Source organism: Algibacter sp. 2305UL17-15 (assembly GCF_040720935.1).
Classification (GTDB): domain Bacteria; phylum Bacteroidota; class Bacteroidia; order Flavobacteriales; family Flavobacteriaceae; genus Jejuia.
Genome location: NZ_JBFDAE010000026.1, coordinates 16,334 through 32,383, shown reverse-complemented (window position 1 = coordinate 32,383; position 16,050 = coordinate 16,334). Strand labels below are relative to the sequence as shown.

At 34.6% G+C, this 16,050-nt stretch carries 13 protein-coding genes and 1 pseudogene; 5 read left to right on the top strand and 9 right to left on the bottom strand.

Annotation, left to right across the window (positions count from 1 at the left end; all coding sequences use genetic code 11):
- On the top strand, positions 1 to 652 hold a 652-nt coding region (locus ABXQ82_RS18470), incomplete at its 5' end, for a transposase (RefSeq protein ID WP_367063235.1).
- Between the two features lie 106 nt (positions 653 to 758).
- Here ABXQ82_RS18470 and ABXQ82_RS18465 read toward each other — a convergent pair.
- The 8 genes and pseudogenes from ABXQ82_RS18465 to ABXQ82_RS18430 form a co-directional block, all read right to left on the bottom strand.
- Positions 759 to 1,928, bottom strand: coding sequence for a hypothetical protein (locus tag ABXQ82_RS18465; protein ID WP_367063233.1), 1,170 nt, complete (start codon positions 1,926 to 1,928; stop codon positions 759 to 761).
- Between the two features lie 155 nt (positions 1,929 to 2,083).
- Positions 2,084 to 3,016: a hypothetical protein gene (locus tag ABXQ82_RS18460; protein ID WP_367063231.1), complete on the bottom strand. Its 933-nt coding sequence runs from the start codon at positions 3,014 to 3,016 to the stop codon at positions 2,084 to 2,086.
- A gap of 1,128 nt (positions 3,017 to 4,144) precedes the next feature.
- Positions 4,145 to 4,369 (bottom strand): hypothetical protein, encoded by a 225-nt coding sequence (locus ABXQ82_RS18455; RefSeq protein WP_367063229.1) that lies wholly within the window; start codon positions 4,367 to 4,369, stop codon positions 4,145 to 4,147.
- A 78-nt stretch (positions 4,370 to 4,447) separates the two neighbouring features.
- Positions 4,448 to 5,521 carry an HNH endonuclease gene (locus tag ABXQ82_RS18450; protein ID WP_367063227.1) on the bottom strand — a complete coding sequence of 358 codons (1,074 nt, stop codon included), beginning with the start codon at positions 5,519 to 5,521 and terminating at the stop codon, positions 4,448 to 4,450.
- A gap of 85 nt (positions 5,522 to 5,606) precedes the next feature.
- Positions 5,607 to 5,786 (bottom strand): annotated as a pseudogene (locus tag ABXQ82_RS18445) (tyrosine-type recombinase/integrase); the annotation flags it as partial.
- A gap of 196 nt (positions 5,787 to 5,982) precedes the next feature.
- Positions 5,983 to 6,300, bottom strand: a complete 318-nt coding sequence (locus ABXQ82_RS18440; protein ID WP_367063225.1) for a helix-turn-helix transcriptional regulator — start codon at positions 6,298 to 6,300, stop codon at positions 5,983 to 5,985.
- Positions 6,300 to 6,419, bottom strand: coding sequence for a type II toxin-antitoxin system RelE/ParE family toxin (locus ABXQ82_RS18435; RefSeq protein ID WP_367063223.1), 120 nt, complete (start codon positions 6,417 to 6,419; stop codon positions 6,300 to 6,302). Before ABXQ82_RS18435 ends, ABXQ82_RS18440 begins: the two co-directional genes overlap by 1 nt.
- 45 nt (positions 6,420 to 6,464) lie before the next feature.
- Positions 6,465 to 6,644 (bottom strand): hypothetical protein, encoded by a 180-nt coding sequence (locus ABXQ82_RS18430; RefSeq protein WP_367063221.1) that lies wholly within the window; start codon positions 6,642 to 6,644, stop codon positions 6,465 to 6,467.
- Between the two features lie 322 nt (positions 6,645 to 6,966).
- On the opposite strand from ABXQ82_RS18430, the gene ABXQ82_RS18425 reads away from it, so the two are divergent.
- The 4 genes from ABXQ82_RS18425 (at position 6,967) to ABXQ82_RS18410 (ending at position 14,216) form a co-directional block, all read left to right on the top strand.
- Positions 6,967 to 8,388, top strand: a complete 1,422-nt coding sequence (locus ABXQ82_RS18425; protein WP_367063219.1) for an MFS transporter — start codon at positions 6,967 to 6,969, stop codon at positions 8,386 to 8,388.
- Between the two features lie 126 nt (positions 8,389 to 8,514).
- Positions 8,515 to 12,036 carry a molybdopterin-dependent oxidoreductase gene (locus ABXQ82_RS18420; RefSeq protein ID WP_367063217.1) on the top strand — a complete coding sequence of 1,174 codons (3,522 nt, stop codon included), beginning with the start codon at positions 8,515 to 8,517 and terminating at the stop codon, positions 12,034 to 12,036.
- A complete protein-coding gene (locus tag ABXQ82_RS18415) occupies positions 12,036 to 13,469 on the top strand; it encodes a rubredoxin domain-containing protein (protein WP_367063215.1) in 1,434 nt (477 codons plus the stop codon). The genes ABXQ82_RS18420 and ABXQ82_RS18415 overlap by 1 nt, the downstream gene beginning before the upstream one ends.
- A 315-nt stretch (positions 13,470 to 13,784) precedes the next feature.
- On the top strand, positions 13,785 to 14,216 hold the full coding sequence (locus ABXQ82_RS18410) for an Hsp20/alpha crystallin family protein (RefSeq protein ID WP_367063213.1): 432 nt from the start codon (positions 13,785 to 13,787) through the stop codon (positions 14,214 to 14,216).
- A gap of 241 nt (positions 14,217 to 14,457) precedes the next feature.
- Here ABXQ82_RS18410 and ABXQ82_RS18405 read toward each other — a convergent pair whose 3' ends face one another.
- Entirely contained in the window at positions 14,458 to 16,026 is a 1,569-nt protein-coding gene (locus ABXQ82_RS18405) for a hypothetical protein (RefSeq protein ID WP_367063211.1), read from the bottom strand.
- Between the last annotated feature and the right edge of the window lie 24 nt (positions 16,027 to 16,050).

Below are 16,050 nucleotides of genomic sequence, written 5' to 3'. Positions count from 1 at the left end.
TGGACTAAAAATGGATACCTGTATAGCCGATACAGGTTACAGTAGCGGCGAGAACTATGCCTTTTTAGAGGCACAGGATATTGAGAGCTACATCCCGCCACACGGCACCTACAAGGGCGGGCCGGATGGTTTTGTCTATAATGAAAAAGAAGATTGCTACATCTGCCCGCAGGGAAAGACCATCCCCTTTACCAAGGTGTTCCATGAAAAGAGGAACAATACCAAAAAGAAGGAATACCGCGCCTCAAAGAAGGTTTGCACAGACTGCCCCGTACGCAGTACGTGCCTGGGGAAATCGGCACAGGAGAAGAAGTTTACCGTTACCTATTACCGGGCGGAGTACGAGCGCAGCATAGCCCGGGTGAACAGCAAAAAAGGGAAATACATGAAGGGGAAGCGCCAAGGCACGGTAGAGCCCGTTTTTGGTACGCTCACACAGTTTCTGGGCATGCGGAAAGTAAATACCTTGGGATTAAAACAGGCCAATAAATGTATGCACCTCTCGGCAGCGGCCTATAATTTAAAGAAATACCTAAAATTCATTAAAAACAGCCCCGAAAGTATAGCGGGAGCTGTAGGTTTTTTTAAATGTAGTATAAATCGCCAAACAGGGCTCTATATAATTGGTTTAAGCAACCCGTATTTTAGATAAAAAACAGAATCTTAAAAATCAAAACAGGCTTTAAATCAGCGGTTTGCGAATTCTGTGAGGTTTTGTTAGGGGGTTGTGCAACGGTTACCGTTGTTATGCACAGGCTTTATTGCTTTATTTTTTCAGCTAATTTGTTTTTAAGTTCTTCAGCCGTTGTTTGTTTCAATTCTAATGTTATTTCTTTTTTAGACCTTATCTCGAATTCTATTAAGTCAAAATATGGTAAATCGTCTATGTAAGAAGTTGCCATAATATAGGCTATGTCTCCAATTGGTAAAATTAAATCCTCTGCATCATTGTGTGTGAATCCGAAAGAACCATCCATTCTTTCGTAGCCAGGTATGTACATATTTTTATTTGGCAATAAAAGGGAAGTAAATACATATGAAAAATCCTCATTTTTAACTTTTAGGCTTAAATCTACAATTTTAGATTCTGGGTCATTAAAAAATTTGTCAATATTCGCCCAACCTAACTTTTTGACAGAAAATATATAACTCGTATTGAAATCTTCCACAAATCCATTTTCTCCTTTTTTTGTTATCACTTCTGGAATGAACAAACCTTTTTCGTTTTCCCTTAACTTAACAGTATCTCTTGATATTGCAATAATTTCTATATTTCCGAATTCGGATTTATACGTATCACCTATCTTTCTTTCAGCTTTCCATAGCCAATCATTAAATTCATCATTTTCTGGGTCGTAGTAATAGTCAAATTGAATGGTAATAGTTTTGTATGATTCTTCAAGTTCTTTTAATTCCTGATTGAGTATGTCTTTTTGGTTTATCCAATTTATTGAAGTACTATCTTTAATTCCCTCGAAGATTAGCATTTCTTCATCCAATTTTGATGTCGGAAACATAATTCCAATTTCTTTACCATCCTTTAAATTTATTAAACTGTCATTTATGGATGCACCTATGAAAAGCATTCCATCACTTGATAATATTTTATCATTACTAATTGTAGTCAAATTACCAATAATAAAGTCAATTGGATTAATAGCTTCCTTTATTTCAATTTGGATTATTTGGGTTGAATCGTTTTGTTCTAATTCGAATGAATTAGCATAAATTCTGTATTTGGAACCGTTTTTTGTTATTAAAGTGGTATCAGTTCTTGCGTCAATATTAAAGTATTCACTTTTAATATTTTCTTGATTGTATAATTCAGAGAATATTTTAGCTTTATTTTCAGCTATTGTATTTCGGTCATCTTTACACGAGGATAAACCTAATATTAACAATAAAGCAATTGTGATTGTGTTTCTCATTGGCGTTTTTTCAGCTTGTGCATAACGGTTAGTGTATGAGTTGTGGCGTGTGCCTTCCCGGACAATTCCAAACGGTCAACTGCCTGTGGAAAATCCGCAGGATTTTCTAAGTAGGCACAGACCCAGCCATAACTTATACACGTTGTTGTAAAACGTTATTTATTTTCAGTTTCTATTTTTATATGATTCAATACTCGTTTATGTATTCTGTGAATTATAAAGTCAGACCAAGTTTTCCAATAAATTTCTGGTGTTATATCTACTCTGTACCAAGTCGTTCCTTCTAATTCCGTTTTATTTTCTCCGATTTTGGTCAGTTTAAATTGACCTTTATATGACTTGAAATAGCCATCTAAATGTGGTGGATGAATTTCCCAAAATGGATTAAATTCATTCATAGGAATTGGTTGTTCTTTTACGTCAAATTGTAATAAATTCGGTTCGTTCCAAGTTGAGATTGGCTCTACAAAACTTCCAGTTGTAAAATTACAATATCTTATTGCTCCAATTCCAGTTCCTTTAATTGTTGCGTCTGTCGGATATGAAATTCCAGTTTTAAATATCCAGTCAGTAGGTTCGTCTATTTTGTCAAAAGTCACAACGTTTTTCCAAACATTCTCAATATTTGAGTTAACAATAACTTTCGTTCTAACAGGAATTAAGTTTTCAGGTTCATTTACATAGTCGAAACTCATTGAACTAACGCAAATGATAAAAAGTCCGATTGTTGTATTTGTCGGATTTATCCACTTTCCAGAGTTTGCTTTAAATCCTAAATAAGAGCCAAGCCATACTAATAAAGCGATTAATGGTAAAGACATTGCAATACAAATCATTCCTTCAATTGCGAAAATTAAAAGTCCAATTAAAACAATTCCGAGTGTTAGAAAACTTAATTGATAGCTTTTACTTTTTGATGTTTCAGTCAGTTTTCCATTGATAAATGCAGGAAGAAATCCAATGATAAAAGGTATTACAAGAAATACAGTCCAACCATATTCTTTAAATACTCCAATTTCTATATATCCTAAAATCGCAGATACGATTAAAGTTATTAAAATTGAAAATAGTTTCGGGTTTTTCTTCATTTCTAGGGTTTCGTTCTAATGTTTTACAACGTTTATGTATAAGGAAAGTTGCGTGTTTGTGTGCGAGGATTTTCCGAAGGAAAATCAGAAGCAAGCAAACGAGCAACTAACTTTGGTTTAGCTAAAACTAGCAATTTTTTTATACGGTGTTAGCTTTTAGTGCTTTTTTGTCCGCTTATTAATTCATTCCAATTTTCTTTATTCAGAAAGTAATTGTTTTTACGATTTATCTATTTTTTTTAGTCCGAAAAGATTAACCCAAATAAATTTAATTCCTTTTTTAAACAATTTAGGAATTCCGAGTATTATTTTTCCGTATATAAAATCTATGAAAAAACGACCTAAAATTTCTGAAATAAATTCCGCAATAATTTCAAATATAATCACAATTTTAATCTAGTTTTAATTCAGTTTTCGATTCCGCAAACAAGCTAAAAAATCAGACGCAATTTAATTCAGAGTTTGATTGAGAAATCAGCGTATTTTCAAAAATCAGCAACATTGTTTTTCAATTCCGCAAACTAGCTCCAGCATTAAAGCTAACGCTCGCGTATAATAATAGTGCGGGTTTGTGTCCGAGGATTTTCCGCAGGAAAATCGGAGTGACCAAACACGCTTTAACTTTTGATTAAGCACTAATCTAAGCATTATTTTTATACAATGTTGTGTGGCGTTTTTGTTTTTTAGGGTTCAGATGTAATGTGTTTTTATCAGTTTCGGTTTTAGTGTTTCTTTTTCTGTTTTGTGTTTTTCCGTTTGTCCTTTTTTGTTCCGTAATATTTTTTGAACCGGTTTTTCAGTCCGTCTTAGGATTCCCTGCCTGCGGCGGGCGGGCGCTGTTCTTTTCACTTTTCCGTTGCGTTTTGCTTTCTTAGAATTCCGATGTGTTTTCAGTTCCGCTGTCGGTTTTCTGAATTCCGCAACTGTTTTTTTTTGTTTTTAGTCCGTAGCGTTTTTAGTCGGATTGGTGTTTTTTCAATGCCACACAACGTGTTTGTGTATGATTAGTTGCGTGGGTTTTGCACGTAATTTAGCAAATAAAAACCGAATAGAAAATCCGCAAGGATTTTCGTAAGTAGGCTAGAACCAAGCAATTAATTATACACGGTGTTCTAAGCAGTTATTTTTTCATAAACAATCTATTTTTTCTGAATAATCAACACATAATTTATTGTAAATATCAGCGACTCTTTCGTTATTCGGCAAGTATCTCCGTTTTGTTAATTCCAATCTATTTTTTTTGCAACTTTCTTTTGGTTCCTCTATTGAACAATCTACTTTGTCAAATTCTACTTTAAATTTATTAAAGAGGTATTTCGCTTTTTCTTGTAAATTTAGTTTTTCGTATTCCATATTTTTAGTTTTTACAAAGAAAACTCAATTACAATCAATTTGAAAATCCGTTAATTTTTTTGTGACAATATTAAATGCTTACATTATTTTATTGCTTTTACTACGATTACATTTTAAACACAATAATTGTATATTATTTATAGAATCACTACCACCTTTAGAAAAAGGAATTATATGGTCAAATTCTAAATTTTCTTTACTACCACAAGTTACACAGCATTCTTTATCTCTTATCCAAACAGCTTCTTTTATATGACTAGGGATTGTTTCTCTTTTTTTATTTGATGAATAGTTACCGTTTATTTCTCCAGATTCAATCATCTCTTCGATTGCTTCTGATGCCCAATTTCTTCTTTTTTCTTTTTCTCTTTGTTGACGTTTATAATACTCTTTGTACCTTTCCTTTTCTTGTTTTTTTCTTTCTTCTATTGCCTTTTTTCTTTCAATCTCTTTAATTCTTTTTTGTTCTTCTTTAATTTGAGTTTTATGCTTTTCTTCTTCCTCTAATTTTCTTTTTTCAAATTCTTCTTTTTCTCGCTTTTTCTTTTCTGCTTCTTTTTTTGTGTATGATTCATACCACTTTTCACTTTCTATATATTCTGGACTTTTCTCAAATTTTTCAATCTCTATTAAAGTGGCATTTATCTCTTCACTCATTTTTTTACTATCATCTAATCTTTTCCTTTCTTTTTGCTGTTTTTCTAACTCATCTTTTTCAATCAGTTGAATTCTTTGTTGAAGTGATAAAATCTCCCATTCTTTTTCAACTTCATTTTTTATGACATCTTCAGCAAATTCATATTGGTATAAATGCTTAGGATTTTTTTTCCAATATCTTTTTCTGATTATTTCTTTTTTTAATTTATCTAACTTCGAATAGTACTTTCGATATTTCTTTTTCTCTAAATCTGAAAATTTTCTCCATTGAATTTTATCAATATTTAACCCTTTTAATACCTTTAAAAGTTCTTTTCTTTCATCATTATGAAAACGAATTCTCTCACTAATTGATATTTCTAAAAAACCCCAAATTGGATATACTAAAAGAAATGAAACAATTGCAACTGGTGTTTCAGCAATAATGCAAATGACAATTGTGATAATTACTGCTGGTAGTATATTGAAGATTTTAAAACGTGCATCATCATTCATTTTTAGTTTTTTTGAGTGTTGCTTTTAATTGCTTAGAACACTTGTATAACCGTAATTTTAGACTATACAGTTGCTGTTATATCGTTTATGTCTGCAATGTAGTATTTTTCAATAAGCTATCCAAGGGGCTGGTAATGGTTTTGGTATAAATTTCGGTGGTTTTTGGGGAGTTATGGCCCAACATGTTTTGTAGGTGTCGCATGTTTATGTTGTTTTCAATACAATGTGTTGCAAATGAATGCCTGAGGGTGTGTACAGTTGCCCAATCTCCCATTTTGACTACCACTATCACGCCCAAACGTTTCAAACAGCGAGGCTACCGGTCATTGTTGGATGTTTACACAGAACTCAACCCATTTTTTTGCGAACCGCCGAGTACGAGACCCATACGCTCGGTGGTGTGAGAGGCGCACTCTGTCAGTTACTGGCAGAGCCATCTAATCGATTGTGTGTAGTGCTTCTTACTCAGTCGCTAAATCCATTTTTTGGTTTAGCAGTTCCACTTTAAAATTAATTTTTGCATTCAAAGCTCTAAAAACCTTTAAAATAGTTTCAAATCTGGCATCGGTCAAATTATTTTCTATTTTCGAGATTTGTGCCTTTTTTACGCCTATCAGTTCTCCAAGTTGGGTTTGGGTCAATTTTCTTTCTTTTCGAGCTTGCTTGATTGCTTCTCCGATTAAGTCAAGCCGCAATTCGTTCTCATAAGCATCTCTTTCCGCTGTTCCTTTTTTTCCAAGGTATTTGTCTTTTACTTCGTCAAGTGTGTATGTTTTCATTACTTCTTGTTTTTATTTTCAAAATATTTGTTCATCAATTCGGTTGCTTTGTCAATTTCCTTTTTGGGTGTTTTCTGCGTTTTCTTGACAATTCCGTGAGTTGCAATTACAATGGTCACTTTATTGTCCGTTTTATCCCAAAACGCAAAAAGTCGGTATTGCTTTTAGTTGTACAAAGTCCGAAATTCCCAAATATCCGCAGTCAGTTTTTTAAAGAGAGTATTGTCGGTTTTAACTTTAGCTTTGTCGATATTAAACAGAATTTTATTCCGAGCCTTTTTGTCAATTCCATCAAGAAATTCAAAAACTTCTTTTAGAAACTCAACTTTAAATTTTTCTGTCATCTAGGATAATGGTTTGCTATAAAGCTATAAGTTTCCTTTTCAGTAAACAAATTTAATCTTGAACACGGATTTTTTGCATTACACACAACATTAATACAATAAAAAACCTATAAATTTTTAGAGTTAATATGATAGTTCAAAGTACATGTCTTTATAATTCATTAATTCTGATAAACGGCTATAAAATCCTTAGTTGATTTACCAATTCCTCAAAATCCCCATTCCAAAATTATCAACTTCATAATTCTTTTCAATTACGTAATTTTTAACATCTAAAATTAAGTATAAATACGTAGTTTTGTACGTATAAAAATACTTAATTATGAATTCAGCAACTCAAACTAAGTCCACAACATTAAATTTATTCAACTTAAAAAACGTTTCTATACGTACATTTTGGATTACCGCCATATCATTCTTCCTATGCTTTTTCGCATGGTTTGGTATTGTGCCGTTTATGCCAGATGTGGTAAAAGATTTGGGCTTAACTCCAGATCAAAAATGGAACTCCATTATTCTAGCAGTTTCAGGAACCGTATTTGCACGTTTGCTCATCGGTAAATTATGCGATAAATACGGTCCTAGATTATGCTATACCTATTTATTGATATTAGGTGCTATTCCCGTTATTTTATGCGGATTGGTGCAGACACCAACACAATTCTTGGTATGTCGATTATTTATTGGTTTCATTGGTGCATCATTTGTAATCACGCAAGTGCATACCTCATTAATGTTTGCGCCCAATATTGTTGGTACAGCAAATGCAACCTCCGCCGGATGGGGAAATCTAGGTGGTGGTGCTAACCGTTTAGGAATGCCTTTAATTGCTGCTGCAGTTGTTGCCTTTGGAGTTGCCGAGGGAGATGCTTGGAGATATGCCATGGTTATTGCTGGTATTATTTGCTTTTTAATGGGCATTATATATTACTTTTTTACACAGGATACGCCAGAAGGAAATTTTAGTGAATTAAGAGCAGCTGGTAAAAAAGTGGAAACCAAAAAAGACCAAGTAGGATTTGGAACGGTTTTAAAAGATTATAGAACTTGGATTCTATTTTTTGTATATGCAGCGTGTTTTGGTATAGAATTAACCGTTTATGGCACCATGGACGATTACTTGCAAAACACCTTTCAACTGGAAAGGGCAACTGCTGGAAACATTGTTTTGTCCTTCGCATTAATGAACATTTTTGCACGAACACTCGGTGGTTTCTTCGGAGATAAATTTGGAAAACTTAAAGGCTTAAGAGGTCGCGTGTTATTTTTAGCAGCCATTTTAGCAGTTCAAGGGGCGATGTTGATGACCTTTTCAACAACCACAAGTATAGCTATTGGAATTGCCTTTTTAATATTATTCAGCTTGTCGGTACAAATGGCGGAAGGTGCAACCTTTTCGGTAGTGCCATTCATCAATAAAAAAGCGATTGGTTCGGTATCGGGAATTGTTGGAGCAGGAGGAAATGTTGGTGCGTTTTTAGCGGCCATGTTATTAAAATCTCAATCGGCTGTGGCTGAAAAAGCGGCCATTGCAGCAAATGAAGGTCTGGGAGCAGAGGCTGTATATGCAGCACAATCGGCAGCATCATCGGCAGCGGTATCTAGTGGTTATTTTATAATTGGTGCTATTGTAGTGGTAACCGCGGTTGCAGCTTTGGCAATTCGTTTTTCAACAGAAGATGAAAAAGTTGCAAAAGCAGATGTAACGCCAGAAGACATGATTCCTGTTTCGGTAAAAAGTTAATTTTTACTATTGATTTTTATCAAATTAAAAATATAAAACACTCTTTTTTTCGGTATTGGGAATAATGATTAGGGTATTTGTTTTCTGAAATTAAATGGTGTTATTTAGTGTAAAATGTGAGTCCCAATGATTAAAAACGAAGTTAAAACAACGTGTTCTTATTGTGGTGTAGGCTGCGGCATTATTGTAAAAAAAGACACCAATAATAAGGTGTTTGTTGAAGGCGATAAGGAGCATCCAGTCAATAAAGGCATGCTATGTTCCAAAGGCATGAATTTGCATTATGTGGCGAATGATACTTCCGATAGAATTCTATATCCAGAAATGCGTTGGAGCAGATCACATCCTCGTGAACGTGTCAGTTGGGACGATGCGTTGGATAGAGCGGCGAGCGTTTTTAAATCCATCATCAAAAAACACGGGCCGGATAGTGTTGGTTTTTACGTTTCGGGTCAGAGTTTAACCGAAGAGTATTACATCGCCAATAAATTGACCAAAGGATTTTTAGGCACCAATAATATAGATACAAATTCGCGTTTGTGCATGAGTTCTGCGGTTGTGGGCTATAAGAAAACCTTTGGGGAAGATAGCGTACCGATTTCATATGAAGATATAGAACTGGCAGATACATTTTTAATCACAGGCGCAAATCCTGCGTGGTGCCATCCTATTTTATTTAGACGTATTGAGAAACGTAAAGAGGAAAACCCAGATGTTCAAATTATCGTTGTTGATCCCAGAAAGACAGATACCGCAAATTTTGCCGATTTACATTTACAGCTCCTTCCCGGAACGGATGTCATTTTATACAATGCCATTGGAAGATGCTTGTACAAACGTGGCCTAATTGATGAAAATTTTATAAATAACCATACCGAAGGCTTTCAGGATTATAAAGATTTAGTATTCAAAACCTCATTAAAACAGGCATCAAAAATATGCGGAGTTCCTGAAAAGGACATTCAAAAAGCTGCTGATATCATTGGGCTTTCAAAAGGCTTTATCAGCATGTGGGCTATGGGGTTGAACCAAAGTGTGGTAGGAACAGATAAAAATGTGTCGCTTTTAAATTTATCTTTAATTACCGGACAAATAGGAAAACCCGGTGCAGGTCCTTTTTCTTTAACAGGGCAGCCCAATGCGATGGGTGGTCGTGAAGTAGGAGGTATGGCAAATCTGTTGGCGGTTCATAAAGATTTAGGAAATGAGGAACACCGTCGTGAAGTCGCTCAGTTTTGGGGAGTCGATAAAATCAACCCCAAACCAGGATTAACCGCTACCGAAATGTTTGATGCACTTGAAAGCGGAAAACTAAAAGCCGTTTGGATAGCCTGTACAAATCCATTGGTGAGTTTGCCAAATTTGAACCGTGTTGAAAAAGCCATGAAAAACGCAAAGTTTGTCGTGGTTCAAGATATTTCGCATAAATCGGATACTGTTGCTTTTGCAGATTTGGTGTTACCAGCAGCAGGTTGGTTGGAAAAAGAAGGCACGATGACGAATTCTGAACGTCGCATTTCATACCTGCCCAAAGAAATTGATGCTCCTGGGGAAGCCAGACCAGATGTTGAAATTTTCTGCGATTTTGCGCAACGTATGGGTTTCAGAGGCTTTAATTTTAATTCTTCGGAAGAAATCTATGATGAATATGCCTCCATGACCAAAGGCACAAATATTGATGTATCCTTCTTAAATTATGATAGATTAAAAAACGAAGGCACGTTCCAATGGCCAGTTCCTGAATACAGACACCAAGGTACTCCGCGTTTGTTTGAAGATAAAAAGTTTTATACTCCATCTCAAAAAGCACAGTTCAATTTACCAAGTACCATTGAAAACACCTCAATACAGCCTAATTATGAATTTCCATTAATTCTAACCACAGGAAGGGTTCGCGACCAATGGCATACCATGACCAAAACAGGAAAGGTATCGCGATTAAAAACGCATTACCCAACCCCGGTTTTAGAAATCCACCCTGTAGATGCCTATTTATGTAAAATTAAGGATGGCAGTATTGCAGAGATTAAAAGTGAAAATGGGGTAGTTAGAGTGCGTGCTAAAATCACGGAAACCATAAAAAAAGGTGTTGTGTTTCTGCCCATGCATTGGGGAAAACAATTGCAAAGTAATTTAAACCGAGCCAATAATTTAACCAATACGCACGTAGATCCTACATCAAAAGAACCAGATTTTAAATTTACACGGGTTTCGGTTTCAAAATATAAAAAACCAGTTGAAAAAATTGTCGTTGTGGGCGCAGGCGCAGCAGCGTTTCGATTCATTCAAAATTATAGGGAATATAACGAGATTGATGAAATCCATGTATTTTCTAAAGAACCTAACTTGTTTTATAATAGGGTGTTATTGCCAGAGTATGTGACCGAAGAATTAACTTGGGAACAACTCTTAAAAATTAAGGAAAAAGAACTGAGTAAGCTCAATATTCACTTGCATCCTGAAACGCAGATTTCAAAAATTGATAAGGAAAACAAAGTAGTTACTGATAGTAACGGAGAGACTCATAATTTTAATAAATTGATTTTAGCCACGGGTAGTCGCGCCTTTATTCCAAGGGATGTCCAGATAGATTTACCCGGGCGTTTTACCATGCGAAATAAAAGTGATGCCGATAGTTTTAAAGCCTATTTAGATGCCACGGGATTACCTCCAGAAGAACAACATGTGGTTATTGTAGGCGGTGGATTATTAGGCTTGGAACTGGCTGCAGCCATGAAACATAAAAATGCCAAAATCACGATTATCCAACGCGCATCCCGTTTGATGGAGCGTCAGTTAGATAAAGTTTCGAGTAAATTATTGGCTTTGGATGTTCAGGAACGTGGCATTCAAATTTATTTTGATAATGAAGTCAGTACCGTGTTTGATGATGAAGATACAGGCGAACTGAACATCACATTAAAAAGTGGGAAACTCATTTCCGCCAATGCTATTGTGTATGCTATTGGCACGATTCCAAATATTGAAATTGCCCGTGAAAATGGTATCGCATGCAGTAGAGGGGTAAAAGTAAATCAGCATTTACAATCGTCGCATCCCGATATTTTTGCCATTGGGGAAATAGCGGAATATAACAATCAATTATTCGGAATTACATCTGCAGCAGAAGAGCAAGCCAATATTTTGGCCAACTTTATAGCGGGCGATATCAGTTGTGCCTACAACGGTTCTGTATTGATGAATATTTTAAAATTCAATGATTTAAACCTGTGTAGCATTGGCGAAATCAATGTGCCCGATAATGATGATAGCTACGAAGAAATCATTTTTACAGATATTAAAAAGCGATATTACAAGAAGTGTATCGTAAAAGACGATTTATTGATTGGCGCAGTTTTAATGGGCGATAAAAATGAATTTGCCGAATTTAAAACCATGATTGAGAGCAAGATTGAAATGGCCGATAAAAGAAACACATTGCTTCGAGGGGCATCAAACGATGTGCCTGTGTTGGGAAAACTAGTGTGTTCTTGTAGTCAAGTTGGGGAAGGTAATATCGAAGAAACTATAGCACAAGGTTGCACCGATTTTACAGAACTATGTAACAAAACGGGCGCAGGTTTAGGTTGTGGTAGTTGTAAAACTGAAGTTAGGGAAATACTTCAAAATTCTAAAGTGTTAGCATAATGATAGAGCCATATAGATTAATGATTAACGGCGGTGTATTATCACCTGGGGAATTAAAATACATCTGTGAAGCTGCCGAAAATTTAGGGTTGGATGCCATTTCTTTCGGCTCTCGTCAGGATATTATTTTTCCTGAGGAAATTGACGAAACCAAGTTTAATCAGTTTGATAATATTCACTTTGTAAAACCTAAAAGAGATGGTGTGGAAAATATTGCATCTTCTTATGTTTCCGCCGAAATTTTACCAAGTACCTCATGGTTGACCAGCGACCGCTACTTATATGTTTTAGAACAGTTTAAGCACAAACCCAAACTCCGCATAAATGTTACCGACCCCAAGCAACGCCTAGTGCCGTTATTCACGGGAAATGTAAATTTTATAGCTTCCGAGCACGAAGATTATTGGTATTTGTATTTAAGGCTTCCGGGTTGGGAAAAGACAAAAATGTATCCCGCGCTTATTTATAGTTGGGATATGGATAAGATAGAGCTCGCCATAGAAAATATCTTGATAGAAGAGCCAGAAAGCATCGACATGGTTTTTGATTTAGTGAGTGATGCTGTTGATACAAATAACAGAACGGTGGACAAGCCTTTAGAAGTGCCGTTTTACCCCTTTCCGTATTACGAGGGCATGAACAGAATTGGGCCAGATAGATACTGGTTGGGCTTATATTGGCGGAATAATAGATATGATATTCCGTTTTTAAAAGCGATGTGCGAATTGTGTTCCGAGAATAAAATTGGTAAAATTTCCATCACGCCTTGGAAATCTTTTATTGTAAAAGGTATTCCGTTACACTCAAAACTGAAATGGGAAAAGCTTTTGGGTAAATTTGGTATTAATGTGCGTCATTCCATGTTGGAAATGAATTGGCATGTACCCGTAAACGATAAGGATGCTTTAAGCTTAAAAAAATATCTGGTCACTAATTTCGACCAGAATGATATTAGTACGTATGGTTTAACGTTTGGAATCACGAGTTACAATAGCGATACCTATAATTTCACATCTATTGTCATAGAAAAAAACAGGCAGCCCGAGGTTAAAGGCAATTTTATAATAAGAGATACTTATAATTTGTTGTATGCCAAAAATTTCGACCCCAATACGCGCCAATATATCATGCATGTTCAAGATGTGGATAAGGTGGAATTACCGGGGTTGTTAATGGAGTTGAGTAAATTATATTTTGAACAATTGGGAGATGAAAAAGAAGAGGAGAATGTTCAGGTTTCCAATACCGAAACTACTGAAGAAGTGTATCAATGTTCAGAATGTATGACGGTTTATAATGAAACATATGGGGACATCACTCAAAACATACCTCCAAATACACCTTTTGAAAGTTTAGCTTCAAACTATGAATGCTCACTTTGCGAAGCGCCAAAAAGTAGTTTTGAGAAGAGGATTTTGATGAAGCATAATTAGATTTATTGATCTTAGAGGTGTTATTCGCAATGGCGATATGCTTATTTGTCTTGACATTCTTTTATAAAACCATATGAATTTTATTAAAAATTGATATTCAAAATTTTTTAAAATGATTTACGCTTTTTTTAAGTTAAAATTTTATTAAGTTTTTAAAAATGTGTGTAAATCAATTGGCTAACTTAAAAATTATTGGTAATTTTATAAGTGTCTGTTAGTTAGATGATAGACGTCTTTTTTTTTCGATATTTTCAAGGTTTTTTTCCTTTTGTGGAGCGCTCTCAGCTCAATTTTTTAAATTAATATTATAATGCCATGTTGCCCGATAATCCAATAGAAAAGCCAAATAAGGTTAGATCTTATCGATTTAGCCGTTATTTTAATAGAAGTATTTCCGATCCTTACCTAGATAAAAGAACACATCCATCTGATGTTAAAGTTACTGAAACCAAATCTAGTTTCCATTTTGAATTAAAACTACCCGGTTATATAAAAGAGGATTTTAATTTTTATGTGTGCAGTGATGATTTGGTGGTAACAACTGAAAGAAGCAATATAAAGGAAATGTGCACTAAAGAAAGTGGCGCCAATGAAAATGATACTCATCAAAGACATTCCTATTGTTATCCTTCGGCTTATTTTAAAAGAAGATTCCCGTTACCTGAAAACATAGTTAGGGATAAAATTTCCGTAGATTATAAAAATGGAATTCTTAGTTTTGAATTGCTCAAATCTGTCAGTAGATAGTTTTCTCTGTTTGCAACCCGAATTAGAAAAGGTTTTGGTGCAATAGTGCCTTAATTGAATGTACTAAACACGAATCAATCCACCAATAGTAATCATGCCCCTATTGTTATTGTATCATTTGGATTCTTGAGGTTTTTTGAGCGTATCTATACACCCACGTGCGACACATTAACCCGATTTAAATTCAAAATGTACAATGGGTAGTAGTTACTGTTTTTTTTAATAAAAATCCGATTTTACTTTATAATTTATAGAAGAAAACTCTTGAATTATTTTCATTGGAAATAGGATTCTCATTATTAATCAACAATAGATAATTATTGTTTAAAAAGGTTGCAACGTCATAATTAACAGGTATTTTTTTAACTATGGTTTGATTTTCAGTTTTAAATAAACGTCTCCAACCTAAAGCTAATGTCCCGTTTGGAGCAACAGCCTCTATATCAACATCATCTCCATTATCAAGAAACTGACCTAAAACATTAAGGTCAGTATCAATTAAATATTGATTCCAATAGAGTTTATTGTTGTTTAGCGTAATTAGGGCTTTTTGATAATTCCTGCTGTCCCATTGTTTTGGCAAAGAAAAAACATCATTTTCAGTACTTATTTTTGATAGGCTGGCACTAGAAGAATTACTTCCGCCATGGTACAAAATTCCGTTTTCTCCTAATTCAAAATCTCCATGAGAAAAACTTGAATAAGCATCTGTCATCGTTGAGTTGTATGCAATATTGGTATTATTTAACAAATCATAGATCCTGAATTCTGTGGCGCCACTAGTTGGTGGTGTCATATGATAATAGAGTCTGTCAATACCTACTTCTATTTTATGTGCACTACGGGTTGCCACAAGTGTTCTCTCAAAGTTTTGAGTATTTAAGTTTATCTTATGAATAATTTGTGATCTTGAACATAAATATAAGTAGTGCCCCGAGGGATCAATATCCAAATCTGTAAAACGGATATTGGTTAAAATTCTTTTTTCAACTTCTTGCTTAGTGGTATTTATAAAAACTAATCCATAACCAGTTTTGTTACTGCTATAAATACTTTCCACATTTACTATTCCGTAAGCATAGTTTCTAGTAGGGTCATTAATTACTTTATAAATAGGGTAATCTAAATCAATAAAATCTCCAGGAATGATAGAATCCTTATTACTGCCTATGTAACTATGGGTGTTCGTTTTTCTTTTAATAAAGGCTTTGTAAAAATGCTTGTTTCCTAAAAGTGCCTCAGTATCGTTATAGGTGGTGTCATTTACATCGGTAGTTGTATATATTGGAGAGCCCTCTTTTTGGTCTAAGCTATATTTGTTATAAGAACGGTATAGCTCATAAGACTCAAAATCGGTATCCTCAGTTTTGCTCCAATAAATTTTTGAATTATTGTTGTCATTAGAAATTTCATAAAGCCAAATGGCGTTATAAACTATTGTTTGATCAAAGATTGATTCATTTTTTAAATTATAAACATAAAGTCTTATGTAATGAATATTTTTGCTTAAACCGTTGCTCGTAAATTTTGCGAGTCCATTGGAATCAACTCCGCCTTTATGTAGAATCCCATCAATATCGCTTTCCCAGATAACTTTTAGGCTAGAAAAGTCATTCGGGTCTTCTACGCGGACTTCTCCAGTAAACTCTACGGATCGATTAGGGGGTAATGACTCTAAATTAAAAGGGGAAGTAATTCTTACCGAAACAGTATCTAATTCAACATTTACACCCTCATCTTTAGCGCACGAAACTAACAGAAATAACAAGGATATTAGTAATATTGAAACGTGTTTAAGTCTAAACCACATATATAGTATTTTAAAGTTTTGAAA